Source organism: Shewanella sp., from assembly GCF_048265805.1.
In the GTDB taxonomy this organism is placed as follows: Bacteria; Pseudomonadota; Gammaproteobacteria; order Enterobacterales; family Shewanellaceae; genus Shewanella.
This window is the reverse complement of record NZ_JBLXAT010000041.1, coordinates 1-25500: the sequence shown is the minus strand read 5'-3', so window position 1 is coordinate 25500 and position 25500 is coordinate 1. Positions and strand designations below refer to the sequence as shown.

Here is a 25500-nt window from a genome sequence, read left to right as displayed (position 1 = left end):
CACGAGAGCAAATGAGACAAGCGGTATTTGAGTACATTGAGGTTGATTACAATCGGACCAGACGGCATAGTGCTCTTAGTTATTTGAGCCCAGAAAACTTTGAATTAAAAAATAGTGCTTAGCAAATGTCCACTATTACTGGATCAGATCAGAGAGCCTTATAGGCGCATATGAAAAACCTCCGGCTATGCCGGAGGATATTTTTCTTCAAACTTAATTCTAAGAATTAAGCTTCAGCAACGATAGTTACTTTAACAACAGCGTTAACTTCACCGTGCAGTTGAACTTCAACTTCGAAGTCACCAGTGGTACGCAGAGCGCCCAGTGGCAGACGAACTTCAGATTTAGCCAGTTCAACACCTGCAGCAGTTACAGCATCAGCGATGTCACGAGTACCTACTGAACCGAACAGTTTGCCTTCATCACCAGCTTTAGAAGCGATAACCACAGCTTCCAGAGCAGAGATTTTCTCAGCACGTTCGTTAGCAGCAGCCAGCTCAGCAGCAACTTTAGCTTCCAGTTCAGCACGGCGTGCTTCGAAAACTTTTACGTTTTCAGCGTTAGCTACAACTGCTTTGCCTTGCGGCAGCAGGTAGTTACGAGCGTAGCCAGCTTTAACTGAAACTTGATCACCCAGGTTGCCCAGGTTCGCAATTTTATCAAGCAGAATAACGTTCATTATCAATTCCTCTTAATTCAATGAATTCAGTGCCAATTACTGATGCAAATCAGTGTATGGCAGCAGAGACAGATAACGAGCGCGTTTGATAGCGCGAGCCAGTTGGCGCTGATATTTAGCGCTAGTACCGGTAATACGGCTAGGAACAATTTTACCGCTTTCTGTGATGTAGTTTTTCAGAGTAGCGATATCTTTGTAATCGATCTCCGTTACACCTTCAGCAGTGAAACGGCAGAATTTACGACGACGGAAATAACGTGCCATGATGACAGTCTCCTAATTTTTCAATTCGACATTTTCGGCGTGTAATACCAAGCGGTTCTGTCCATTGCGGCTTTGCTGCAATGCAATAAATCCTGAAACTTGTATATCCACACCGGCTTTCAGTTTGTCTGTTACGCTGTCAAAGCGTTGGCCACTTAAAATCACTTGAATCACACAATATACGTGTCGTTGCATATCAGCCTCTACGCGTAGAGACTTATGTTCCAACTGCAGTACCGTATGATGAATCCCTGCTGGACTATCAAATGCTCTGCAACGCAGAACCCGTCCTGACAACGCCAAATGATTGGTGGTCACAGAAAAACTTACTCAGCGCTCTCTTCAGCCTGTTCTTCGCTAGCTTCTTCAGTAGCTCTTTCGCTGACAGCAGCACGACGTGAATCACGTTCGTCTTTTGCTTTAGCCATTGGAGAAGCTTCAGTGATAGCAGCTTTAGTACGCATAACCAGACTACGCAGAACAGCGTCGTTGAAGCGGAAAGCTGTTTCCAGCTCTTCGATAGACTCTGCAGTAGTTTCTGCGTTCAACAGAACGTAGTGAGCTTTATGCAGGTCTTGAATAGGATATGCCAATTGGCGACGGCCCCAGTCTTCCAGACGATGGATTTGACCACCCGCTTCGGTGATAACACCGCTATAGCGTTCGATCATACCTGGTACCTGTTCACTCTGATCAGGGTGAACCATAAATACGATTTCGTAATGACGCATTTATTGCTCCTTACGGTTTGTTAGCCTCATATTGGCTCAGTCAGACCCGTAGAGGCAAGGAACGAAATAAAGTGACTGATTTAGGCGCGGAATAGTACATAAAGGCGCCATCAAACTCAAGCAATAACTTTGCCTCACCACTCTTCACAGGTATCATGTTCGCCAATATATGAAGTCGCTAACATGAAGAAAGCCAGAATAATGACAAAAACTCCTGTGCTGGCGCTGTTATCAGTTATTTCACTGCCAGCGTTCGCTTTAGTACCGCCCGATTACCATGAGCCTGCTAACAATTTTCGCGCAGAAATTGAAGCCGGTTTTCAGCTAAATACGGGGAACACCGATTCCTCTAGCTTCAACGGACGAACCAAGCTGATCTATGACACCACCAAGGCCACTCAGGAAGGCACCATTAAAGGCTATTACGCAGCGGATGATGAAGGCACTACCGCTGAACGCTACGATCTGCAATATCAGTCTAACTATAAGCTCAGCAAAGGCTATGTGTATGGCCGTGGTGACTTTATCTGGGACCAGTTCGGTTCCTATACCAATATCTATACCGTTTCTAGTGGTTATGGTTTCGACGCTATCAGCACTGGTCGCACTAAGCTGAGCTTAGAAGTGGGTCCAGGTTATCGATATAACCTGCCGAGCGATACCGAAGATGATCCACACCCGAATGCCGAGAAAGATGTGATTATACGTACCGCGGCAAAATTTGAGCAGAAGATCCACGAATACACCACTTTTAACGCCGATCTGACCGCTGAAATTGGCGAAAACAACAATACGGTAGCGCTGGATATCGGCTACAAGAACACCTTGTTCCAAGACTGGGCATTTAAAGTAGGTGTTAACATGAAATACACCGAAATCGTGCCTGAAGGCAGTGAACAGACCGATACCATCACGACATTCAACCTGCTGTATACCTTTCAATAGTCAGCAACGTGATAAAAAAAAGGGATGGCAGTGCCGTCCCTTTTTCGTTATTGACCGATAAACGGCTTAGCCCAGTCGCTGGCGTACAGCTTCAAACAAGCAGATACCGGTAGCCACCGATACGTTCAGGCTCGATACCGAGCCAGACATTGGAATGGAAATTAGCGTATCACAGCCTTCACGGCTCAAACGGCGTAAGCCCTTGCCTTCAGCGCCCATGGCGATGGCGAGCGGGCCGGTAAGATTAGCTTGGTAAATATTGCTATCAGCTTCACCAGCCGTGCCGGCAATCCACACGCCACGTTCTTGTAAACGTTTCATGGTACGCGCTAGGTTAGTCACTTGGAATAACGGCACGGTTTCAGCCGCACCGCAAGCCACTTTGCTGACCACTGGCGTGATGCTGGCAGAGTTATCTTTGGGCACAATCAAACCATGCACACCGGCGGCGTCGGCGTTACGCAAACAAGCGCCTAGGTTGTGCGGGTCGGTCACACCATCCAGAATCAATAAAAATGGCGTGTCGGTGCTATCCAGCAGTGCTTCTAGGTCGTTCTCGGTTAACACTTTGGCTGGGCGTACCCGTACTACAATGCCCTGATGCTGCGTGCTATCCGCTTTCTCATCGAGTGTTTTGCGCGCGGCGGGCTGTGGTCGAATACCAACAGCAGCCGCTTTTTCTAACAAGGGCTGGATACGTTCATCCACACGACCAGACATCAGCCACATCTCTAATACACGCTCTGGTGCGTGATCAAGTAATGAAGATACGGCGTGAATGCCAAACACCAATTCTTGCTTTTTCATCGACTATTTCTTTCTCTTTGGTCGTTTCACCGCTTTCCCCTTAGCAGGCTTAGCAGTTGACTGATTTTTCTTCGCTGGCTTAGCGCCCTTCTTCGCTGCCACTCGGCCCTTTTTGGCACTGATCTTAGCGCCTTCTAGGTTAACCCGCTCGCGCGCGGTCAACGGACGCGGCTTGCCACTTGAGCGCTTGCGACCATGACTGTTTTCATCTGCCATTAATAGGTCAATCTGGCGATCATCAAGATTTACCGCAGCGACTTTTACCGTTACCGGATCGCCAATCTGATATACCTTGCCAGAATGTTCACCCAGTAGACGTTGCCGTGCAGGATCATACTGGTAGTAATCACTGCCCAACGTTGAGATGTGTACTAAACCATCAATGAACAGCTCTTTGAGGCGGACAAATAAGCCAAAACTGGTGACTGACGCAACAACCGCTTCAAATACATCGCCAACATGGTCTTGCATGAACTCACACTTGAGCCAATCAGACACATCGCGGGTTGCTTCATCGGCGCGGCGCTCGGTATTGGAACACTCCTCGCCAAGTAAATCCAGCTCCTCCGCTTGATAATGGTAACCACCATCTTCGGTCCATTTATTTTCCGCCGCCCCCTGCTCTTTAGCGAGCAGATAGCGGATCACACGGTGCAACACTAAATCAGGGTAACGACGGATAGGAGAGGTGAAATGAGCATACTCTTCCAAGGCCAAACCAAAGTGGCCATCGTTATCTGGTGTATAGGTCGCTTGGCGCATTGAACGCAGCAGCATCACTTGGATAAGTTCCGCATCTGGACGTTCACGTACCTGCTCCATCAGCAGTTGAAAGTCGATGGGTTGTGGCTCTAAGCCACCACCGAGCTGCAGACCACGCTCACGCAGGAACTCACGGAAGTTAGTGAGTTTCTGCTCCGATGGCGCCTCGTGCACACGATACAGCACTTCGCCTTCATGTTTTTTCACAAACTTGGCTGCCGCAACGTTAGCCAAAATCATGCATTCTTCAATGATCTTATGCGCTTGGTTACGCGAGCGCGGCACAATACGTTCAATCTTGCGTTGCTCATTAAAGATGAATTGTGTTTCTTCCGTTTCAAAACCAATCGCCCCTCGTTGGTGGCGTTGTTCATCCAAGGTGAGATACAACTCTTGCAATACTTGCAGATGCGGATACAGCGCTTGGTATTCTTCCGGCGCTTCGCCAGTGTCTAACATTGCCGCCACTTTGGTGTAAGTGAAACGGGCATGAGAATGCATCACCGCTGGATAGAACTTATAGCCCGACAGCTTACCGGTAGCCGCAATCGTCATCTCCGCCACCATGCATAAGCGATCCACCCCAGGGTTCAACGAACACAGGCCGTTGGATAGCTTCTCCGGTAGCATTGGGATCACTTGCGAAGGGAAATACACTGAGTTACCACGAGCACGAGCTTCTTTATCCAGTGCGGATTCGGTACGGACATAGTGGCTCACGTCCGCAATAGCAACCCATAAGCGCCAACCACCACCGCGCTTACGTTCGGCGTAGACCGCATCGTCAAAGTCTCGCGCATCTTCACCATCGATAGTGACTAGCGGTAACTCACGTAGATCGACACGGCCAACTTTATCCTCTTCTTGCACTTCATCAGGGATCTTGCGCAGCTTTTTCTCAATAACGTTGGACCAAGTGTGTGGCAGATCGTAGTTACGCAGGGCAATCTCAATCTCCATTCCCGGCGCCATCTCTTTGCCAAGAACCTCAGTCACTTTACCTGCCGCCTTAACATAGCGACCAGGGCGACGAGTTAACTCAACCACCACCACATCACCGGCACGTGCGCCATTCTTATCGGCGTTTTCAACGAGGATCTCTTGGGCAATACGTTTATCATCCGGCACGACAAAGCCCATGCCACCATCGACATAGAAGCGGCCAACCAACGGCGCTTTACGCTCTTCCAGCAATCGCACAATCCGCGCTTCACTTTTGCCTTTACGTTCTACACCTGCACGCTGTGCCAGCACACGGTCACCGTGGAAGTAACGTTGCATATCGCCGTGGTGAATAAATAGGTCATCACCACCTTCATCGGGATGGAAAAAACCATAACCATCACGATGACCCATCACGCTACCTGTAATTAAATCCATCCGCTCCGGTAAGCCATAGCTTTGACCGCGAGTAAACACCAGCTGACCATCACGTTCCATCGCACGCAAACGGCGACGCAGTGCTTCATACTGCTCTTCATCTTGGATGGTGATGCCCAGTGCCTGAGCGATGCTGTCACGATTGAGGGGTGATTTTTGCGACTGGAGATATTCCAGAATATATTCCCGACTAGGAATAGGGTTGTCGTATTTATCTTTTTCTCTCTCAAAATGAGGATCTTTAGTCATTCAATTTCCATTTTTTGCGTTCAGCTGTAGTTAGTGTAGCTGAACTGCTTTAGCTCTTTCTAACTGGCTGGCTGGCATCAACTGCGCCAATTTGGCCAGTAACTTTTCACTTTGCTGCTGCGTCTTGGCATCCGCAAAGGTTTGGTTATATAACCAGTGGTAGGCCAACACATAGTCTCTTGGCGTACCATGTCCCTCGCCGAGCAACTTTACTAGTTTCATCTGTGCTGCGAGGTTACCTTCCGATGCGGCAGGAAATACGTAAAACACTGCCCGCTCGGGGTCTTTCATTAAAAACTTGCCTTGCTCGTAATAGTCAGCAAGCTTGAGCATCGCCTCTGGGCTGCCTTGCTCTGCGGCTCGACGTAACCATTCAACACCGCGTGACGGTTGCGCCTCAACACACACGCCATAATTAAGCATTTCCCCCCACAGAATTTGGTACAAGGGTTCCTGCAACACGCTGGCATGCGCTTCAATATCTTTTACTATCTGACAATCATCCCGCTTCACCCGCTCAAGATAGGTATTCTGGCGGATCAATTGCAGTAACTCTTCATTACCGTAGACGTCTACCGCTTTGAGTTCAGCCTGCGTAGTTAACGCGGTAGCGCTGAGCAACAATAATAGTATCCGCAGTATCATAGTTAGCACCTGAATGATGGGTCTGATAACTGATCATCGGCAGTATAATCTAAATCTAAAGCGACATAGCAATAGTTGGCGATATTTACCCCAATAAAAAAGGCCGCTAAGCGGCCTTTTCGATTATTCACTAAATGGGTTGACGCTAATGATGGTCTCATTGCGGTCAGGTCCAGTGGAAACGATATCAATAGGCGTTTCCAGCAGTTCCTCAATCCGTTTAATGTAATCCAGCGCCGCTTGAGGCAGCTGTTCCAGTGAAGTAGCACCAAAGGTGTTTTCACTCCAACCTGGCATGGTCTCGTAAATAGGCTTAACCAACTCGTAGCCTTCAGCAGCCAAAGGTGCCGCTTTAGTGGTTGTGCCATCTGGCAGCTCATACGCTACACAGATTTTCACTTCTTTCAGACCATCAAGTACGTCTAACTTAGTTAGACAGAAACCACTCAGACTGTTGATTTGAACTGCGCGGCGCATTGCCACAGCATCCAACCAACCTGGACGACGGCGACGACCAGTAGTCGCACCAAACTCTTGGCCTTTGGTGCCTAAGTGTTCACCTACTTCATCCAACAATTCTGTTGGAAATGGACCGGCACCTACACGAGTACTATAGGCTTTAATAATGCCCATAACGTAATCGATGTGGCGAGGACCGATACCACTACCTGTAGCAACGCCGCCAGCAGTAGTATTTGATGAAGTCACGTACGGATAAGTACCGTGGTCGATGTCCAGCATAGTGCCTTGAGCACCTTCAAACAGAATAGGTTCACCCGCTTTACGCGCGTTATCCAGCATTTCTGTTACATCAACACACATGCCTTTCAGATAGTCAGCCAAAGCCAACGCATCTTCCAAGGTTTTCTGATAATCCACAGGCTCACACTTGTAGTATTCAGTCAGTGTGAAGTTGTGGTATTCCATCACTTCCTTCAGCTTTTCAGCGAACAGTGTTGGATTAAACAGATCACCTACACGTAAGCCACGACGAGAGATCTTGTCTTCGTAAGAAGGTCCAATACCACGGCCAGTAGTACCAATAGCCTTGTTACCACGCGCTTTTTCGCGAGCAATATCAAGTGCACAGTGATATGGCAGAATAAGTGGACATGCTTCAGAGATCAGCAGACGTTCCTCAACAGGAACACCTTTATCTTTAAGCATCTTGATTTCAGTCATCAGTGCGTCTGGCGCTAATACCACACCGTTAGCGATGACACATTTTACGTTTTCACGCAGAATGCCTGATGGAATCAAGTGAAGGACGGTTTTCTCACCATCGATAACCAGTGTATGACCAGCATTGTGGCCACCTTGGTAACGAACGACGTATTTTGCCTGTTCTGTTAGAAGGTCGACAATCTTACCTTTTCCCTCGTCACCCCATTGTGTGCCGAGAACAACTACATTTTTGCCCATTGTTTGCTGCAAGGTTGCGGTTAAAAAAGAATTCTAACAGATTTGAATCTCTGGGGGTACGGTTTATGAAAAAATAATCAGAATAACTGCCCCAACCAGTGCGAGACCACCACCTACGCGCTGCAGTGTGGCTGCGGGTTGGCGTGACATTTCGGCTAAATACCGTTGCCACCTTTTTGGAAACAGTAACGGCCCTAAGCCCTCAATAATCAGCACTAAACCGAGCGCAAGCACCAGCGTATGACTATTCATTCGTATCTCCTTAGTCGCTATATCCCCATAAAAAAACCCGGCATATAGCCGGGTTTTTGCAATTCGCATTGTGCAAATTAACGCTTAGAGAATTGTGGTTTACGACGTGCTTTACGCAGACCCACTTTCTTACGTTCAACTTGACGAGCATCGCGGGTAACGAAACCAGCAGCACGCAGAGAAGGACGCAGAGCTTCATCCAGCTCCATCAATGCACGAGTAATACCGTGACGGATTGCACCTGCTTGACCAGTGATACCACCACCTTTAACGGTCACGTAGATGTCCAGTTTTTCAGCCATTTCAACCAGCTCAAGTGGTTGACGAACTACCATGCGAGCAGTTTCACGACCGAAGTAAACGTCCAGTGGACGCTTGTTAACAACGATATTACCACTGCCTGCTTTTGCAAATACGCGGGCAGTTGAAGTTTTGCGACGGCCAGTGCCGTAGTACTGAGTTGCAGCCATTTGCTTAATCCCGTTTAGATATCAAGAACTTGAGGTTGTTGTGCAGTGTGGTTATGCTCTGCGCCAGCGTAAACTTTCAGTTTACGGAACATAGCGCGGCCCAGTGGGCCTTTTGGCAGCATACCTTTAACTGCTTTCTCGATGATCATCTCTGGTTTGTGCGCTTGCAGTTTTTCAAAGCTGATCTGCTTGATTCCACCTGGGAAGCCTGAATGCGAGTAGTATTGCTTACCAAAGGCTTTGTTACCTGTTACGGTTACTTTCTCAGCGTTAACAACGATGATGTAATCACCAGTGTCTACGTGAGGAGTGTATTCAGGCTTGTGTTTACCACGTAGACGCAATGCGATTTCAGTGGCGATACGGCCCAAAGTCTTACCTTCGGCATCAACAACATACCAGTCGCGAGCTACAGTTTCTGGCTTGGCAGTAAAAGTCTTCATTATTACAAAAACCCAAAGTTAAAATTTGTCACATGCTGAATCAACATGACTCAGCAATACACGCCTTCGATATACCCCTTCGAATATATTTTGGCATTTAATCCGCCCAACACGGACGGAGTAACGTGGGCAGGGCGTGGATTATAGACAAAGCTGAGTTAAAAATCACCTGCTTTTTTGAGTAAAACCATCAGAAAATAGCGAGATTACGGCGTCTCGCACGGCAGGTGCTCTTGCGCCAAATATTCGCGTGATTGCATCTCTACCAAACGCGAGCGGCAACGGCGAAATTCAAAGCTCAGTAAGCCTTCAGTATAGAGCTCATCTAACGCTACTGCCGCTGAAATAATAAGCTTCACTCGGCGCTCATAAAACTCATCGACTAAGGCTAAGAAGCGCCGCGCGATGTCATCCCCCGTCTGCAGCGCGCCCATTTGCTCAACGCTAGACAGCAATACGGTGTGGTAAGCCGTGGCAATTTCCATGTAATCCAGTTGACTACGCGGGCCATCACATACCGCACGAAAGTCCAACCACAATACGCCATTAGCATGTTTCACCGCTTTAATATCACGCCCATCAATATGCAGCGGATTGGTCAGCACTTCGGCACCATTAGTGAGCTGTTCAAAATAACGCGTCAGATTACTCTGCGCTTCGTTATCTAATGGATAGTGATAGATTTCAGCTTGCTCTAGCGTGCGCAAGCGATAATCGATGCCCGAATCCACATTCAGGATTTGGCAGTTCGCATTAATTTGCGCGATAGCTGGTAGGAAGCGCGCCCGCTGTAGACCGTTACGATAGAGTTCATCGGGAACGATGTTCGACGTCGCCACCAAGGCGACACCGTGCTCAAACAATGCTGTGAATAGCGTGCCTAGCAACATCGCATCAGTAATGTCCGAGACGAAAAACTCATCAAAGCAGATGACACGATATTGCTTCGCCATTCTTTTCGCGATAACCAACAAAGGATCTTGTACACCTTTGAGATCATTGAGTTCGCGGTGGATACGCAACATAAAGTGGTGAAAGTGAGCCCGTAATTTTTGTTGGCCCGGTAGTGCATCGTAAAACAGATCCATCAAATATGTTTTACCCCGCCCTACGCCGCCCCAAAGGTACAAGCCTGTGACTTCAGGCGTTGTGGATCTGGCAAACCAAGCTTTCCAGCCTTTGGCTTGCGGTTGTTGTAGTTCATCAAACACACGCTGTAATGCTTTAACCGCCTGCTCTTGGGCGGCGTCGTAACTAAAGTCTTCGCGGGTGAGATCTTGCTGGTAACGTTGCCAAGGTGTTGATACTGCCACTTGAATTCTTCTCGTTAAACCCTATTTGACATAGTGATGTCGTTCACATTTTGCTACAGATGGTAGCACGCTCATGACAGCTCGCCTACTCGACAACCGGATGACTAAGGTAGCTAATCACTACAAGTGCGAAAGGTTGCAGGCCGGATGTAACGAATTAATTAATCTTTGTTAATGGCAGAAACTTTTGTGAATAACGCTCAGTCCGAGTAATAACAAAAGCTCAAGCGAGCTGCCCCAAATTCGCTTAAGCATGACTGATGCAAAATTCCGAATTCGGAGATTAGGAGCAAACCTCGATGAAGACTAAATTATCACTGATATCTGCAGCGCTGTTGGGTGCAAGCATGATGATGACACCAGTTATCTCTCAAGCATCTATTCCACAATCGGTCGACGGGCAACAAATTCCAAGCCTTGCCCCAATGCTTGAGAAAGTCACCCCAGCGGTGGTTTCAGTGGCGGTATCTGGCAACAAAGTCTCTAAACAACGAGTGCCAGATGTATTTCGCTACTTCTTTGGCCCTAATGCCCCACAAGAACAAGTGCAGAAACGGCCGTTCCGCGGTTTAGGCTCTGGTGTGATTATAGATGCCGATAAAGGCTACATCGTTACCAACAACCACGTGATTGACGATGCAGATGAAATTAAAGTTGGCCTGCATGATGGCCGAGAAGTCACCGCCAAACTTATTGGTACGGATAAAGAATCGGACGTAGCGCTGTTACAGATTGAGGCTGACAACCTAACAGCCATTAAACCTGCTGATTCTGACGCCACCCGCGTCGGTGACTTTGCCGTAGCCATTGGTAACCCCTTTGGTCTGGGGCAAACCGTCACATCGGGTATCGTCAGTGCGCTTGGACGTAGCGGCCTAGGTATTGAGATGCTGGAAAACTTTATTCAAACCGATGCGGCCATCAACAGCGGTAACTCAGGCGGTGCCTTGGTTAACCTTAAAGGTGAGCTGATTGGTATTAATACTGCCATTGTTGCTCCAGGCGGCGGTAACGTCGGAATTGGGTTCGCCATTCCAGCCAATATGGTGCATAACCTTGTACAGCAGATTATTGACCACGGTGAAGTACGCCGCGGTGTACTTGGGGTAATGGGGCGCAACCTTGATAGCAACTTAGCGGAAGGCTTTGGTTTGAAATCGCAACATGGTGGTTTTGTCAATGAAGTGGTAAAAGATAGCCCAGCCGATAAAGCGGGCATTAAAGCAGGCGACATCATTGTCAGCATCAATGATAAGCCAGTACGCACCTTCCAAGAGCTACGCGCTAAAATTGGCACTATGGGCGCTGGTACAGAAGTCGAATTGGGTATCATCCGCGATGGTGATGAAAAAACGGTTGAGGTTGAACTGGGTGAAGCGACCGATGTGACCGACCAAGCAGCAGGTGAAATTCACCCAATGCTGGCAGGGGCCACCTTGGAAGATAAGAAAGAGGGTATTGAAATCACCAACGTGGCTGACGGTTCCCCCGCCTCAATGAGCGGTCTACAGCAAGGTGACGTGATTATCGGTATCAACCGTACCCGCATCAAAACCCTGAAAGAGCTAAAAGAAGGCCTGAAAGCGCATGAAGGCGGTGTCGCCTTGAAGATCATGCGTGACAACAGCCTACTTTATTTGGTGTTACGCGGTTAATCTGTGTTTTTGGAATAAAAGCGCTGCAGTCGCAGCGCTTTTTTATATGACAAATTGTTGCAAACCAGCTAACAAATCCGCATCAGGCAATAGTCCACCTTATTAAAAACTGATACTCTAGCCTATCTTTCAAACAGTTAACTCAGCAGCTACCCAATGATTAAAGATACTCTGCTCTATCTCGGTAAAGCGATCGCCTTTGGCCTTGTCATGGCAGCTGTTGTCATTGTCATCAACAGTTTTACGAGCAATAATCTCGACCTTTTCAGCAGTAATAACCCACTTAAACGTTTGTCGTTTAACAGCGCCGTGCGCACAGCAGCTCCCGCGGTAGTCAACATCTACAACCTTGGCGTAACCCCTAATCGGCCACTCAATCAAGGTAAACTGCAGGGACTAGGCTCAGGTGTCATCATGCGTAGCGAAGGCTACATCCTGACGAACTTCCATGTTGTCCGTAAAGCCGATGAAATCGTGGTTGCCTTGCAGGATGGCCGTAAATTCAGTGCTGAAGTTGTTGGGTTAGATCCCGATACTGACCTAGCCGTATTGAAAATTGAGGGCGAAAAGCTGCCCACCGTCCACGTTAATCTCAAAACCTCACCCAATGTGGGCGATATCGTACTCGCTATCGGTAACCCCTATAACATCGGCCAAACCATCACCCAAGGCATCATTAGCGCCACTGGTCGTAGTGGTTTGAGTACTGGCTATTTGGATTTTATTCAAACCGATGCAGCCATTAACGCTGGTAACTCAGGTGGTGCCTTGATCGATACCACAGGTAGCCTGATTGGGATTAATACCGCCGCATATCAACTCGGTAATGAGGGTGGCGGCCATGGCATTAACTTTGCCATTCCGATCAAGCTGGCGTACACCATTATGAATAAGCTGATTAAAGATGGTCGAGTGATCCGCGGAGCGTTGGGGGTTTCAGGTGAGGAACTCGATCCGTTTATGGGACAGATGCTCAACATTCCTAATCTGCGGGCAGTGGTAATTAACACTATTGATAGCCAAGGTGCAGCCGCAGCGGCGGGATTACGAGTTGGCGATGTGATTGTAAAGTACCAAGGCGAGCCAGTTACCGGTAGCACCATGCTGCTAGACCGCATTGCCGAAACAACGCCGAATACTAAAGTGACCCTGCAAGTGGTACGCAACGGCAAACTGTTAGATGTGCCAGTAGTGATGGGAGAAAAAGCCGTCACTTACAACAGCGACAACAACTAATTCATGCACCACCATAAAAAACGCCGATAACATTATCGGCGTTTTTTATTGTAGTCTTAATGGCTCACTGGTGCGGGCTCATCATCGACTTCATCGCCTACGAAATAGGTGCCCCAACCGTCGTAATCCACTTTGTGCTTCGCTGCTAATGCCATCAGCTTCTCACAAGCATTGTCCAACAACGCCACATCGAGTGCATGGTTGGCAATAGCATCAAAGCAGAACAGCAATGAACCATCGTCCATTTCCACTTCTTCAGCGTCGTTCACTTCAAAGCCAAGTTTAAAGGCATCCACTGCCGCCTTTTCTAACTTATCAAAATTGGTTGATGAGAAGTGATGTTCAATCGTGTACTCCGCATCAGGATCTGAGCCATCCTGCAACAATGATTCTACGATATCGCGATTTTCATCCATCTGCTCTTTAAGTTGACGTTCAATAGACATCAGCATCTCCAACGTGGCCATAACGCCACTGATTATAATTGATCGTTGCTCAGCTCAGTAGCGTAACCGAGCTGTTGGTTTAATTCGGTAAATTTGTCCGACATCTGCTGCTGTACCTGCTGTGCCAACACTTTTGCATCCGCCGATGTTAAGTCCGCCGTCTCAATGGCTGGCAACACTTCCACAATGATAGTGCCATTGTTCCAGCGGTTAAGTTTAATATCACCTTGGCAGCTCGCCACGATGGGCACCACGGGAACCTTCGCGCTAATGGCAGTATGAAATGCCCCCGCCTTAAATGGCAACATGCCGCGGCCGCGGCTGCGCGTGCCTTCGGGAAAGATCCATACTGACAGTTTTTCATCACGAATGCGCTGCGCGGTCTTATTCAACGTATCCACCGCTGTTGCGCGATTCTTGCGGTTAATCATGATGTTGCCGGACAGCCAATAAATTTGGCCAAATAGCGGGATCCACATCAGACTGCGTTTACCAAGGGTAACAGTACCGGGGATCATCGCTTTGGAATGGGTAAATAAGTCGTAGTTATTTTGATGGTTCGCCACAAAGATGCAGGGCTGCACATGAGCACGCTCGGGATGGCGCACCTCCACCTTGATACCCAAAATTGCACCGCACCAACTAAAAGGGCGAGAGAGCATAAACACATTGTTGCGATGTAACGGCCGCACCAAGCAATAGGCAATACCAACAACAAACAACACGGCTAGCATCAGCACCAACAATAGGCACCTCAACAACAGCAACATATCTCGCTCCTTCTTCGCGGGGGCGACAGTATAACGATCAGTGCCAGTTTGCTCAATTGGCCGCCCAAACGATTAAAGTCGATTTAGCATTTGATTAAGCAACAGTTAAGTGTATATCTCTAACGTAGCCAGCGACCAATTAGTGTAGGAACTCACCCATGTTCAGCTTTATTCGCAAACATCTTGGATTGATCATTATTGCCATCGTGCTCTTTGGTGGCGTGTTTGGCGGGATTTACTACGTAGAACAATCACTCACTAACCAAGAGCGAGTGATCAGTTAGCGATACCGCTGACGCTCAGCGCTATCATCCACTTGGGGTGGTCGCTCAACCACTTGCAGTTGATCCATCATATGCGACAACAGCAGAGTGATAACCCCAAGAATTGCCATCACAGTGCAACCACCACGCCAGTCAGGCAGCCACCACGCTAAACCAGCCATCACCAATGCCGTATAAAAGCCGATTAACTTTAGCCGCAATAACCATGCAGTGCGTCCTAACCATGCACTACAGTGTGGACAACGGATCTGCGCAGTAAAACCCTGCCCCCGTTGTTCGGCTATTTGGTCGATAGAAATCCGTTTACTACAATGGCTACAAATCACGTTACTGGTTACTCATTCATCAACAGGCGCGGCATTCTAACAACTGTATTGCAACGGGTATAGCCTGCGTCACACGAATCCCATGCAACGCCGCTATTAGCCACTAAAAACCGATAATCTCACCGCGGGCATTAATATCGAGTTTCAAATAGCCTGGCGTAATACCTAACCCCGGCATCGTCATGATACTCCCCGCAAATACGGTAACAAAGCCGGCGCCCGCGTTGAGCTTGAGGCTGTTAATTGGCAACACAAAACCGGATGGTGCGCCTTTAAGTTTGGCATCGTGGCTAATCGACATCTGAGTTTTTGCCATACACAACGGCAACTGATTTCCACCCAGTGCGATGATCTGCTTAAGCTCGCGCTGCGCTTGTTCAGATAGCTCAATTCCTGCGGCACCATAACCTCGCTCAGCCAGCACCTGTAAGTTGTGCAGTAATCCGTCCTCGGTCCGATACAGCGGCTTAAATTGACGTGGTTTAGTCAAACACGCCAACACTTGCCCAGCCAATACCGTCGCACCTTTAGCGCCTTTAGCAAAAGCTTCACTGATCGCCACCGCATTCGCGCCCGAAGCGAGCACTTGTTGCTGTAACCAACGTAGCTCGGCGTCGGTATCTTCAGGGAAATGGTTAATCGCCACCACCACGGGCACACCGTACTGTTTTACATTGGCGATATGCCACTGCAAATTAACGAATCCTTGCTTTAACGCGGCTAGATTAGGATGTTTGATCTCTTCAGCATCAATGCCTGCATGACTCTTCAATGCCTTCAATGTCACCACGAGCACGGCACAATCGGGCGTATTGCCAGAGGCGCGCGTCTTAATATTGCAGAATTTCTCAAAGCCCATATCTGAGCCAAAACCGCCCTCTGTGACCACAATATCCGAGGTTCTCAGGGCGATATCATCGGCAATAATGGAGGAGTTGCCGTGAGCGATATTAGCAAAGGGCCCGGCGTGGATCAGGCAGGGGGCACCGTTAATGGTTTGCATCAAGGTGGGTTCGATGGCTTCACGCAACACTGCCGCCATTGCACCAGCCACCCCAAGATCTTCAGCGGTGATCGGTTGCCCAGCCATGTTGAACGCCAGCAATAAACGACCGATTCGCGCTCGCATATCCACTAAATTACGGCTGAGCGCCAATACAGCCATTAACTCTGACGCGGCAGTGATATCAAACGAACAATCACGCTCAGGCCCGTTATTGACACCCATACCAACACGGATGCTGCGTAGTGCACGGTCGTTGTGATCCATAACGCGGTTCCACACAATGCGCTCCGCATCAATGTTCAATGCAGCTAACCCACTTTGGCGAGTGAACTCTTCCACCCCAAGGCGTTGCTCATGATGTAAGCGTGCATCAATAGCGGCCGCCGCCAAGTTATGCGCACTACTTACCGAGTGGATATCACCAGTTAAATGAAGATTAAGCTCTTCCATCGGCACAACCTGCGAGTAGCCGCCACCAGCTGCACCACCTTTGATACCAAACACTGGCCCCATACTCGGTTGGCGTAAACACGCACACACTTTGTGCCCTAATTGATGCAATGCTTGGGTTAAGCCAATGCTGGTCACGGTTTTGCCTTCGCCGAACGGTGTGGGAGTAACCGCCGTTACGACGACCAACTTGCCCTGCTTGGGGCGGTTCGCCGCGGCGTTGATAGCAATTTTGGCGCGCGTATTACCGTAACAACGGTAATGCTGCGGCGATAGCCCCATCACTGCGGCGATCTGACCGATGGGGATCAGCGATGTTTGGCGGGAGATTTCAATATCTGACAACATGTAGGGGTCTGCTCTTACGGCGGATTACGTCTAAAGACGGCATCATAGGGGAAAATACGACAACACTTAAGTGTCATGTTTCCCCAACTTGTAAAAGCACTAGCTCGCTCAAAAAAACCAAGCGTCGATTTGCTTATCGCTATTATTTACTGAGGTATTCGATAGTGCCAAACAGGTGTGGCCGGCGACCTTTCTCATCACGCAGTTCAAAAGTCACGCCATTAGGCGTTGGCTGTGCGCCAAAGCTCACCGTTGCAGGCATAAACAACGGCAATTTAAACGCAACATCTACAGCGAATGGATATTGCAATTGTGGCATCAACTCGGCGACGCATCGCGCCTTGGACCACATACCGTGGATCAGGATCCGATCAAAACCAAAACGCTTTGACAGTAATGGATGCAGGTGTATCAGGTTATAATCCCCTGATACTTTGGCGTACTTACGCCCCAAATCATCGCCCAAGTGCCAAAATGCGGCATCATCCCACGGCATATCACTGGCTTTTGGTGGACGAGCGCGCCTAGACTTGCCGGTACGATACAGATAGGTTGACACGGCACGCCATACCACTTCCTCACCGACAAACACTTCAGCGCACACGTCAAACTCTAGTCCGGCATCATTGTCGCGACTATCACTAAGCGAACACTCTAAGCGGACTTTCTCATCAATCGTCACTGGGCGTAAGCATTCGATACGGTTGTTTAGATGAATCAATCCCAATAGCGGAAAGGTCACCGCCTCATGGGTGAACAAGGTAGCGTGTAATCTAAATACCAATACATGTAGGTAAGTTGGCGGTAACACATTGCCATCAAAAGCAAAACCACACACTTCAGCGTAGTCAGCCACGTTAGCGCTGTGTAATGGGACTTCGGCAGTACTGACCTTCAATTGTGGCAGCGGTTGCTGGTCCCAACCTGGTTTACGACCAAAGAAAATTTTGCGGTACAGTGAAAACAACGAGGGCATTGCCCGCAACTCCATACAGGATTCCATTTACCAATCACCACTGAAAAATAACAACAAAACTGCAGATTCAACGGGTTACAGTCGCTGACTGTGCGCCATTATCTCAATGAAATAATTAAGAATAGTGTCATTGACGTTGAATTATGAGAAACTTCGAGCACACATCACCCTAAGCTATTCCATCGTGCAGGACAAGAATTTCGATACACTGGTCGGCAAATTTGCCAACAACATTTATGGTACACCGAAAGGGGAAATTCGCGCAGCAGTAATGTGGCGTGACTTACAGGAAATGCTAGCAACGACCGAAAAACGGCCATTACGTATCCTCGATGCGGGCGGTGGTTTTGGTTATTTCAGCCTCAAATTAGCGCGTTTAGGCCATCAAGTGGTTTTGTGTGATATTTCGCAAAAAATGTTGGCGGAAGCCCAGCGTCATATCGAAGCTGAATCACAAGCAGTGGATATCCGTTTGGTGCACAGTCCAATCCAAGCGCTATCTGCGGCAGAGCTAGGCCAATTTGACCTGATCTTGTGTCATGCGGTGGCCGAATGGCTATCCGATGCCCACAGCACCTTAACCAATTTACTGACGTTGTTGGTGCCCAATGGTCTGTTCTCACTGATGTTTTACAATGTTGATGCCATGCGCTTTCATGCGTTGATCTCTGGCAATTTCGATTTTGTAAACAATGGCTTGAAAGCGCGTAAAAAGTCACGTCTAAGCCCAGATCATCCGCTGGAGATTGCCACAGTGCAGCAATGGTTCGATGAATGGCAACTTGAAACGTTGGCAATGTCCGGCGTACGGGTGATCCACGATTATATGAATCGCCGCTTGCCAGAAGATTTTAATCCTGCGCAGTTAGTTGAGATGGAGCTTAAATATTCGCGCCAGCAACCATATCTATCACTGGCACGCTATGTTCACTTAATGGGTAAGAAAACCGTCTAATCCACTAGTTGGCAGTGCTGACGCTGACAATCAGTACTGCTTGCCCCCGCATCTTGAAGCAATTTAATCACGCTGTGATTGCCCACTAAATGGGCGGCACCGACAGCGACAAATAGCGGTTTCTTGGCCTGTTTAAGATACTGTAAGATGCCATCCGCCATCACTTGATTACGCTGCCAAAGCACTTGGTTAAGCATCTGCTCTCCCCCCTGCTCACGTAATTCTGCTTCAGTCATCTGGCTCAGTGCGGCAGCATCACCTTGTTGCCACGCGGTCACTAGCGCATCAATATCGCTATCTGGTGCCGATATCGCATCACGCACCATTGACCACTGCACGGCGACAGGCAACCCTGCCAACATAGCGAACTGGCTTTCTGAGGTTTCTAACGCGAGTAACGGTCGTTGTCCAAGCTGCTTTAGCAACTGCGTTTCAGTGCCATATTCGCTGCTATAACCATGCTGGCTCAAACGCATGACGCTCAGTTGCATGGCTTGTAGCCAAGGTGAAAGCGGCGCTAACTGTTGGCAAACGGGCTGGTCGATACAATACTTATCCAGTACCGCTTGAGTGTCACTGTCGATCGCTTGCGGTTGCATGCCGTACTGTTGGACCAGCTTAGGCATATTGGGGTCTCGCAAATCGACTTCTAACACCAGCGCTTCCGCTTGTTGATAGGCCGCAGAAATTTGCTGTGGCAACGGATAAAAATCGGCTTTGCCTACGTGGAAGGAGCCAAGCAACCAAGCGGTCTTACCTTGATATTGCACTTGGTAAAATACCGGGGAGATCGATTCGTTCGCCCACAGTGTCTGGCTGAAAAATAGCCCCAGCGCAGCAGCGAATGCCCACCATTTTCTTGTTGTGCTCATATCGCTTCCTTATAATGCCCACACTTTGGAAAAATTGGAGCCTGTTATGCCATACGGCAATGTGATTACGCAACTTAAAACCAATCTGCAAACCGCCTATCGTCAAGCGGTGGATGCAGACGCTAAGCTCGATCAGTTGCAGCAGGCTGGCCATGGAAAATTTTCTAAAATTTTCTCAGATGAACAGGGATTTACCACTAGCAGCACGCGCTTTTTACCCTATGTAAAAGAGCTGGCGGAAGCGGTCACCCAGTTAGAACAGCAGGCCGATAAGGCCTTATTAGAATCGGTGGTTAAGCGTTTAGCCCTGCTATTAAGTACCCTAGTGCAGTTTAAAGAGCAAAGCCGGAATTAATTGCCTCGCATGATGCAGGTAAAAAAGAGGCCGATACTGGAAGTATTGGCCTCTTTTTTATCGCCCTATAACTCTAAGCTTTAGGTGCTACGGTTTCACGTAACCAACGCTTGAGCATATCTTTCTCGAAGCGGAACGAGTCTTGGTCATTCAAATAACTGCGGTCCAAAAAACCTGGATCCCGCAACTTTTCCGACCCCACCATGATCACATCATCACCTTCAAATACGCGGTAGCTAAAGGTAATGCGTGGTGGATAAATGCTTTTGACAATGCGCAGATCACTGGCGGTCGCGCCAAAGGTTGGTCGCAGGTCACCCGCCAAGTCTAAATCGGTCACGACAAGTTCAATTTTCTCATTTTCTTTTAATAACTTGCTTGCATCTTTTGCTAATGATTCGGTCAGTGTCTTAAACACCCGTAGACGAAATTTTTCATTATTTTCAGATGCAGAACGCACATCACGATATTTCTCTGGTGCTTGCCACTCAATTTTCACAGTGCCTGACTCTGTCACCGGATCTTGCTGCGCAGATTCTGGTTCTGGCGCTGCAACCACGCAGCCAGAAAGCAGTATGCTGGCCAATATCAGTCCCATTTTCATATACGCCTCCATTTTAAAATGGTTATCGCTAGTCCGAATAACCACCAGCTTAAACTAAACAATATTATCATCCTATCGTTGGATCACTATACAGCTAAACAGTTCCCGACCTTGCACATCTTTGCACGACCAACGCCAAGGTAGCGCTTGCTCAAGGCGCCAAGCTTCACTGTAGTCAGCGAATGGCCATCACGCTAGTTAACCGGTCATTTGGCTCACCAATGTAAGAATGTGATGCCTGCACAACATCAGGCCATCATGTTGAATGATGCACCGTAGGAGTGCGCAGCCGTATTTTTGCGGTATTGCATGGGCGAATGCTAAACCGTTAATAAGATGTTACCCATACTATGTGAGGCTCTTGATAACGCTTATTTATTAATCCGCTGTGCTTCATGCATATTTGTATTGATAAATTTATCAATATCTACCGCTTCCCCCTTTAAACCCAGCTCATCTTATGGCAACTTAACAGCGCCATAACAATAACACTCATCATAGCAAGAGAAATGTAATATGAATAAAGCTGAACTTATCGCCAGCATTGCTGAGAAGGCTGAACTAACAAAAACGGAAGCCACCTCTGCCCTGAAGTCTATCGAATCAGCCATTACTGAAGCACTCAAGGACGGTAGTAAAGTCTCTATTGTCGGTTTTGGTTCATTTGAAACCGCTACTCGCGCAGCACGCACTGGCCGTAACCCATCAACAGGTGCAGAAATCCAAATCCCTGCAGCAGTGATCCCAAAATTCAAGCCTGGTAAGGCTCTGAAAGATAGTGTTAATTAATCACTAGCCATAAGCGAATACCAAACGCCTCTTTATGGGGCGTTTTTATTTTGTCCCGCCGAAAAATGCACCAATTTCGCCCATAACGCACAAACTTTGTGCACGCTTATTTATTATCCTGCCGTTACAATTATTTAACTTCATGTAAAACAAAGATTTTCAATCTTGGCACAGCTTTAGCTCTATAAATCCTGCAATCAACACAAGACGAAGCCGCTGAACCCAGCATGTTAGGGAACAGCTACATAGGGATAATTAGGGGATGAATATGAAACAAAAACTGCTTTCATTGGGAGTGCTTGCAGGTCTGATGTTAGTCGCACCAATGAGCCAAGCTGAAATCACTGGCAACATTGGCGGCACGTCCAACTATTTGTGGCGTGGCGTTACACAAACTGACGACGCAGCAGCGATTCAAGGCGGTATCGATTACAGCCATGAATCGGGTTTCTATATCGGTACTTGGGGTTCAACGGTCGACTTTGGTGACGATACCAGTTATGAAATGGACTTTTACGGTGGCTACGCCAACTCCATTGGTGAAATTAATTACGACGTGGGTTACTTGTACTATGGCTACCCAGACTCAGAAGGTGATATCGACTTTGGCGAACTCTATCTCACCCTGAGCTATCAATGGTTGGAAGTCGGTGTGGCTAAATTCGTCAATGCTGGCGACGATGTAGCAGCAGACGGCTTAGATGAAAAAGACTATACCTACTACCACGCAGCAGCCACCTTCCCTATCACTGATACCGTAAGCTTAGGCTTGTACTACGCCTACTCTACTGGCGATGTCATCGAAAGCTGGTACGGTGAAGACAATTATTCTGAATACAATGTTTCCGTGACTAAGACGACCTCTATCGGCGATGTGTCATTCAAGTTGGCCAATACCGATCTTGATGGTGATGATGTGAAATTTGTCTTGGGTTACAGCTACGGTTTCACGTTCTAGTTCTAAAGGTAAACGCTCCACCCTACGAAAATAACAACGATAAAAATAATAATAATATTCGGTACTCACTCAGCACGGATGGCTTACTCTGAGTACTATAACGCTCAATCAATGTGCGTTAGCCCGCTCACCTCCGGTGGCGGGCTTTATTATATCAAGTTCACTTAGATGCACTTACTGGTAATAACGGCACAATAAACCGTTGCTCAAACTGCGCAGCGCTCATCGGTTGACAATAGTGATAGCCCTGCAAAATATCGCAGCCAATACAGCGGCAAAAATCCGCATGCAGCGAGGCTTCAACCCCTTCCGCCACGGACGTCACATTTAGCCCTTTGGCAAAATTAATCAACGCGGTGAGTAAACGACGGCTGCGCTCATCGTGCTCAACAGCAAACACAAAGCTCTTATCCATTTTTAGCACTTGGATGGGAAAATCTTTGATGTGTTCTAACGATGAAAACCCAGTGCCGAAGTCGTCCAACGCAATGGTCACACCCAAAGCAACGGCTTGTTCCAGTGTTTTGGCCAGCAAATCCGAGTTTTCAATCAACGCATTTTCTGTTAGCTCAAGTTCTAATGCACTGGCAGGCATTCCCGAGTAGTCCAACGCCTGCTGAATTTGGCCGAGTAACTTTTCTGGCATTTTTTGTGAAGGCGACATATTGACTGCCACACTGAGATGGGCCGCATTGGCACCTAACATGACTAACCAACGCTGATTCTGTCGACAGGCTTCTTTTAATACCCACTCTGCCAGCTCGTCCATCATGCCAATCTCTTCTGCAATCGGTAAAAACGCTTCAGGGGCTAATAAGCCATCTTCCGGATGCTGCCAGCGGATCAATGCTTCAGTTCCCAGCAGTTGGCCGGTATCAGCGGCAAACTTGCCCTGATAAAACAGGCAAAGTTGTTGCTGACTAATAGCACTACGCAGACCAGTGGCAATCCGGTTACGCTGGGTTACTTCTTCAGCTAACACTTTGCTGTACAACTGTATGCCGTTGCGCCCGTTGCGCTTAGCGGTATACATGGCAATATCCGCACACTTGAGTAACTCAGTAGCGGTACTGGCTAACTCGCCATACACAGCAATACCGATGCTGGCACTGATAGTAAGTGATTGACCATAAACGCGATACGCGGGTTGCAATGCCTGCAATAGCTCACTCGTCCAAGCGGTGGCTTGTTTGATCACCTCCGGCCCCGTCAGTATCGCGACAAACTCATCGCCACCAATACGGGCAATGAGGCCATTGTGCGGGGTGAGCTGGCGTAATCGCTGTGCGACTTGTACTAATAATTGGTCACCAGCTTGATGCCCAAGAGAGTCATTAATGACTTTAAAGTCATCCAGATCGAGCAGTACCAGCGCCAGGTCATCTCGGCATGGGCGAGATGACAACTCCCGTTGTAAAAAAAGTTCAAAGCCATAGCGGTTTGAGAGTTTGGTCAGCGAGTCGAGTTCCGCCAGTGATTTAAGCTGTTGGTGGCTTTGGTGCAACGCTTGGGTCATATTCGCCCGTTGCTGAGCTTGGCGAATTGCCCGTGTCAATCGGCGGCTGTTTACTTCGTCTTTCAACAGAAAGTCTTGGGCGCCCATCTCAATACAACGTTCGGCGATAGACTCATCTTCATAGCGTGAGATCATCACTACTGCGGTAGTAGCGCCCACGGTTTTGTGCAGTTGTGACAACAGTTCTAAACCATCTGCATCCGGCAAACGGTAATCCAGTAAAATGCCATCAAATCGCTGCTTGCCCGCGAGAGCTAACCCACTTACGGCATTGTTGGCTTCAAAAATATTTACCGACAGTGATGACTTAGCTAATGCGCGAAAGATTGCAGTTCTATCGATTTCATCGTCGTCGATCAAGAGTAAGTCCATCAGCACATCCTCTTACTGATAGGGCAGCTCGACTACGCTGCAGTACTGCTGCAACATATCAAACAGATTCACAAAACCATTACGCAAACTGTTTTTGACGATGTAGCCCGCCACATGATGGCTATAAGCGGCAAATTTGTCGTCGTCGGCAGCAGAAGTGGTCAACACAAAGACGACCGCCATCGAGAACTCATCATCATCGCGAATATGCTCAAGAAACTCTAAACCGTTCATCCGCGGCATGTTGAGATCGAGCAGGATCAGATAAGGTGCTTGCACATGTTGATTGTTCAACATGTCGAGCGCCTCCAGTCCGTCACGCGCACGCACTAACGGATTACGTAACCCGAGTTGTGTCATGCTGCGTTTAACCGCCATAAAATCCACATCATCGTCATCAATCAAAAAAATGGTGATATTGTCATACGCTTGTTGTGTCATGCGATGTCTTCCCTGTTGTTATTGGCCAAGTAAAGAAGAAACTGCAGCCTCGCTCTGAAGACTCCAACCAAATTTTTCCGCCTAAACTCTCCACGCTCTTTTTCACTAGCGACAACCCGATACCACTGCCCTCAACCTCATCACGCGGTTTCAACGTCTGAAACATATCAAACACCTTTTGCTGAAACCGTTTGGGAATACCTGGGCCATCATCTGCCACATAAAATAGGTAATACACACCACGCAGTTCACAGCCTACACGTAGTAACCCCGCAGGCTTGTCATGGTGTTTAATGGCATTACTAAACAGATTACGAAACACCATCTCCAGCGGCACTTTAGCGGTAACGAATGTTGGTAGTTCAGTATCTAGTTGTAGCTTGAAATCGGGCTGAACGTTAACCAAAGCAAAAATATCTTTTACAAGGAAGGCGCTATCCACTTCAACCAACTCTGCGTCATTACGGCCAACACGAGAAAATGCTAATAAGCCGTCGAGTAAGCTCATCATCCGTTGGATTCGGCTATGAATTAGCCCCAGATATTTGTGTACCGTTTCACTAGGCAGTGTTGATCTTTGTGTAAGAAATGAACGGCATAGCATCAAGGTATAATGGTTTCGCCAAAAATCTTTACACCTAGGATGATGCTATGCCGCGAACAATGTTAACAGATAATGCATGGAAAAAGTTAAAACGTGTGCTCACCGAAAGTGGGCGCGTTTACAACAAGTACGAACACAGAAATACCCTAGAAGGTATTCTCTATCGAATGCGAAC

At 48.1% G+C, this 25500-nt stretch carries 30 protein-coding genes and 2 pseudogenes; 10 read left to right on the top strand and 22 right to left on the bottom strand.

Annotated features, from left to right (window positions below):
• Positions 1–122, top strand: a 122-nt coding sequence (locus ACN0TT_RS19105; RefSeq protein WP_417763718.1) for an IS3 family transposase, incomplete at its 5' end; no start/stop codon positions are given.
• Positions 123–226: 104 nt separating this feature from the next.
• Here ACN0TT_RS19105 and rplI read toward each other — a convergent pair.
• The 4 genes from rplI to rpsF are packed head-to-tail and all read right to left on the bottom strand — an operon-like array spanning position 227 to position 1674.
• Entirely contained in the window at positions 227–679 is a 453-nt protein-coding gene (rplI, locus tag ACN0TT_RS19100) for a 50S ribosomal protein L9 (protein ID WP_417763715.1), read from the bottom strand.
• Between the two features lie 36 nt (positions 680–715).
• Complete coding sequence (gene rpsR, locus ACN0TT_RS19095; RefSeq protein WP_025009344.1) at positions 716–943, bottom strand: 30S ribosomal protein S18; 228 nt, start codon at positions 941–943, stop codon at positions 716–718.
• A gap of 12 nt (positions 944–955) precedes the next feature.
• Complete coding sequence (gene priB, locus ACN0TT_RS19090) at positions 956–1261, bottom strand: primosomal replication protein N (RefSeq protein WP_417763714.1); 306 nt, start codon at positions 1259–1261, stop codon at positions 956–958.
• 8 nt (positions 1262–1269) lie between these two features.
• Positions 1270–1674: a 30S ribosomal protein S6 gene (gene rpsF, locus ACN0TT_RS19085; RefSeq protein WP_417763713.1), complete on the bottom strand. Its 405-nt coding sequence runs from the start codon at positions 1672–1674 to the stop codon at positions 1270–1272.
• Between the two features lie 201 nt (positions 1675–1875).
• On the opposite strand from rpsF, the gene ACN0TT_RS19080 reads away from it, so the two are divergent.
• Positions 1876–2619: a DUF481 domain-containing protein gene (locus ACN0TT_RS19080; protein WP_417763712.1), complete on the top strand. Its 744-nt coding sequence runs from the start codon at positions 1876–1878 to the stop codon at positions 2617–2619.
• Positions 2620–2685: 66 nt separating this feature from the next.
• Here the strand turns inward: ACN0TT_RS19080 and rlmB are convergent, their stop codons facing one another.
• The 8 genes from rlmB to zapE all read right to left on the bottom strand — a co-directional run bounded on the left by rlmB (position 2686) and on the right by zapE (position 10362).
• Positions 2686–3426 (bottom strand): 23S rRNA (guanosine(2251)-2'-O)-methyltransferase RlmB, encoded by a 741-nt coding sequence (rlmB, locus tag ACN0TT_RS19075; protein WP_417763711.1) that lies wholly within the window; start codon positions 3424–3426, stop codon positions 2686–2688.
• 3 nt (positions 3427–3429) lie between these two features.
• Positions 3430–5817, bottom strand: a complete 2388-nt coding sequence (gene rnr, locus ACN0TT_RS19070) for a ribonuclease R (RefSeq protein WP_417763710.1) — start codon at positions 5815–5817, stop codon at positions 3430–3432.
• 30 nt (positions 5818–5847) lie between these two features.
• Positions 5848–6462 carry a tetratricopeptide repeat protein gene (locus tag ACN0TT_RS19065; RefSeq protein ID WP_417763709.1) on the bottom strand — a complete coding sequence of 205 codons (615 nt, stop codon included), beginning with the start codon at positions 6460–6462 and terminating at the stop codon, positions 5848–5850.
• Between the two features lie 123 nt (positions 6463–6585).
• Positions 6586–7884, bottom strand: a complete 1299-nt coding sequence (locus ACN0TT_RS19060) for an adenylosuccinate synthase (protein WP_417763708.1) — start codon at positions 7882–7884, stop codon at positions 6586–6588.
• Positions 7885–7947: 63 nt separating this feature from the next.
• Positions 7948–8136 (bottom strand): DUF2065 domain-containing protein, encoded by a 189-nt coding sequence (locus ACN0TT_RS19055; RefSeq protein ID WP_417763707.1) that lies wholly within the window; start codon positions 8134–8136, stop codon positions 7948–7950.
• A gap of 77 nt (positions 8137–8213) precedes the next feature.
• Positions 8214–8606 (bottom strand): 30S ribosomal protein S9, encoded by a 393-nt coding sequence (gene rpsI, locus ACN0TT_RS19050; RefSeq protein ID WP_238897770.1) that lies wholly within the window; start codon positions 8604–8606, stop codon positions 8214–8216.
• A 14-nt stretch (positions 8607–8620) separates the two neighbouring features.
• Positions 8621–9049 carry a 50S ribosomal protein L13 gene (gene rplM / locus ACN0TT_RS19045; RefSeq protein ID WP_417763706.1) on the bottom strand — a complete coding sequence of 143 codons (429 nt, stop codon included), beginning with the start codon at positions 9047–9049 and terminating at the stop codon, positions 8621–8623.
• A 206-nt stretch (positions 9050–9255) separates the two neighbouring features.
• Positions 9256–10362, bottom strand: a complete 1107-nt coding sequence (zapE, locus tag ACN0TT_RS19040) for a cell division protein ZapE (protein ID WP_417763705.1) — start codon at positions 10360–10362, stop codon at positions 9256–9258.
• Between the two features lie 299 nt (positions 10363–10661).
• On the opposite strand from zapE, the gene ACN0TT_RS19035 reads away from it, so the two are divergent.
• Both ACN0TT_RS19035 and degS read left to right on the top strand, forming a co-directional pair.
• The gene (locus tag ACN0TT_RS19035) at positions 10662–12017 is read left to right on the top strand and encodes a DegQ family serine endoprotease (protein WP_417763704.1); all 1356 of its coding nucleotides are present in this window, start codon (positions 10662–10664) and stop codon (positions 12015–12017) included.
• 156 nt (positions 12018–12173) lie between these two features.
• Positions 12174–13253 (top strand): outer membrane-stress sensor serine endopeptidase DegS, encoded by a 1080-nt coding sequence (degS, locus tag ACN0TT_RS19030; protein WP_417763703.1) that lies wholly within the window; start codon positions 12174–12176, stop codon positions 13251–13253.
• 56 nt (positions 13254–13309) lie between these two features.
• Here the strand turns inward: degS and rraB are convergent, their stop codons facing one another.
• On the bottom strand, positions 13310–13699 hold the full coding sequence (rraB, locus tag ACN0TT_RS19025) for a ribonuclease E inhibitor RraB (RefSeq protein ID WP_417763702.1): 390 nt from the start codon (positions 13697–13699) through the stop codon (positions 13310–13312).
• Positions 13700–13731: 32 nt separating this feature from the next.
• Positions 13732–14469 (bottom strand): 1-acylglycerol-3-phosphate O-acyltransferase, encoded by a 738-nt coding sequence (locus ACN0TT_RS19020; protein WP_417763701.1) that lies wholly within the window; start codon positions 14467–14469, stop codon positions 13732–13734.
• 158 nt (positions 14470–14627) lie between these two features.
• On the opposite strand from ACN0TT_RS19020, the gene ACN0TT_RS19015 reads away from it, so the two are divergent.
• Complete coding sequence (locus tag ACN0TT_RS19015) at positions 14628–14753, top strand: hypothetical protein (RefSeq protein ID WP_417763700.1); 126 nt, start codon at positions 14628–14630, stop codon at positions 14751–14753.
• Here the strand turns inward: ACN0TT_RS19015 and ACN0TT_RS19010 are convergent.
• The 3 genes from ACN0TT_RS19010 to ACN0TT_RS19000 all read right to left on the bottom strand — a co-directional run bounded on the left by ACN0TT_RS19010 (position 14750) and on the right by ACN0TT_RS19000 (position 17859).
• Positions 14750–15079 carry a hypothetical protein gene (locus tag ACN0TT_RS19010; RefSeq protein ID WP_417763699.1) on the bottom strand — a complete coding sequence of 110 codons (330 nt, stop codon included), beginning with the start codon at positions 15077–15079 and terminating at the stop codon, positions 14750–14752. The two genes, ACN0TT_RS19015 and ACN0TT_RS19010, sit on opposite strands and share 4 nt — an antisense overlap.
• Positions 15080–15182: 103 nt before the next feature.
• Positions 15183–16883, bottom strand: coding sequence for a formate--tetrahydrofolate ligase (locus tag ACN0TT_RS19005; RefSeq protein WP_417763698.1), 1701 nt, complete (start codon positions 16881–16883; stop codon positions 15183–15185).
• A 142-nt stretch (positions 16884–17025) separates the two neighbouring features.
• Entirely contained in the window at positions 17026–17859 is an 834-nt protein-coding gene (locus ACN0TT_RS19000; RefSeq protein ID WP_417763717.1) for a MaoC/PaaZ C-terminal domain-containing protein, read from the bottom strand.
• Between the two features lie 184 nt (positions 17860–18043).
• Between ACN0TT_RS19000 and ACN0TT_RS18995 the strand changes: the two genes are divergently transcribed.
• Entirely contained in the window at positions 18044–18814 is a 771-nt protein-coding gene (locus ACN0TT_RS18995; protein WP_417763716.1) for a methyltransferase domain-containing protein, read from the top strand.
• On the opposite strand, the gene ACN0TT_RS18990 is transcribed toward ACN0TT_RS18995, so the two are convergent.
• Positions 18811–19686, bottom strand: a complete 876-nt coding sequence (locus ACN0TT_RS18990) for a TraB/GumN family protein (protein WP_417763697.1) — start codon at positions 19684–19686, stop codon at positions 18811–18813. The genes ACN0TT_RS18995 and ACN0TT_RS18990 overlap by 4 nt on opposite strands.
• 46 nt (positions 19687–19732) lie before the next feature.
• On the opposite strand from ACN0TT_RS18990, the gene ACN0TT_RS18985 reads away from it, so the two are divergent.
• A complete protein-coding gene (locus ACN0TT_RS18985; protein ID WP_417763696.1) occupies positions 19733–20041 on the top strand; it encodes a prephenate dehydrogenase in 309 nt (102 codons plus the stop codon).
• 73 nt (positions 20042–20114) lie between these two features.
• On the opposite strand, the gene ACN0TT_RS18980 is transcribed toward ACN0TT_RS18985, so the two are convergent.
• A complete protein-coding gene (locus ACN0TT_RS18980) occupies positions 20115–20645 on the bottom strand; it encodes a DUF3016 domain-containing protein (protein WP_417763695.1) in 531 nt (176 codons plus the stop codon).
• 516 nt (positions 20646–21161) lie between these two features.
• Here ACN0TT_RS18980 and ACN0TT_RS18975 point away from each other — a divergent pair.
• The gene (locus tag ACN0TT_RS18975; RefSeq protein WP_417763694.1) at positions 21162–21434 is read left to right on the top strand and encodes an HU family DNA-binding protein; all 273 of its coding nucleotides are present in this window, start codon (positions 21162–21164) and stop codon (positions 21432–21434) included.
• Between the two features lie 268 nt (positions 21435–21702).
• The gene (locus ACN0TT_RS18970) at positions 21703–22392 is read left to right on the top strand and encodes a TorF family putative porin (protein ID WP_417763693.1); all 690 of its coding nucleotides are present in this window, start codon (positions 21703–21705) and stop codon (positions 22390–22392) included.
• A 160-nt stretch (positions 22393–22552) separates the two neighbouring features.
• Here the strand turns inward: ACN0TT_RS18970 and ACN0TT_RS18965 are convergent, their stop codons facing one another.
• The 3 genes and pseudogenes from ACN0TT_RS18965 to ACN0TT_RS18955 form a co-directional block, all read right to left on the bottom strand.
• Entirely contained in the window at positions 22553–24280 is a 1728-nt protein-coding gene (locus ACN0TT_RS18965; RefSeq protein ID WP_417763692.1) for a putative bifunctional diguanylate cyclase/phosphodiesterase, read from the bottom strand.
• A 12-nt stretch (positions 24281–24292) separates the two neighbouring features.
• On the bottom strand, positions 24293–24721 hold the full coding sequence (locus ACN0TT_RS18960; RefSeq protein ID WP_417763691.1) for a response regulator: 429 nt from the start codon (positions 24719–24721) through the stop codon (positions 24293–24295).
• Positions 24702–25283 (bottom strand): annotated as a pseudogene (locus ACN0TT_RS18955) (sensor histidine kinase); the annotation flags it as partial. The gene ACN0TT_RS18960 and the pseudogene ACN0TT_RS18955, both read right to left, overlap by 20 nt.
• A gap of 89 nt (positions 25284–25372) precedes the next feature.
• Here ACN0TT_RS18955 and ACN0TT_RS18950 point away from each other — a divergent pair.
• Positions 25373–25500 (top strand): annotated as a pseudogene (locus ACN0TT_RS18950) (IS5/IS1182 family transposase); the annotation flags it as partial.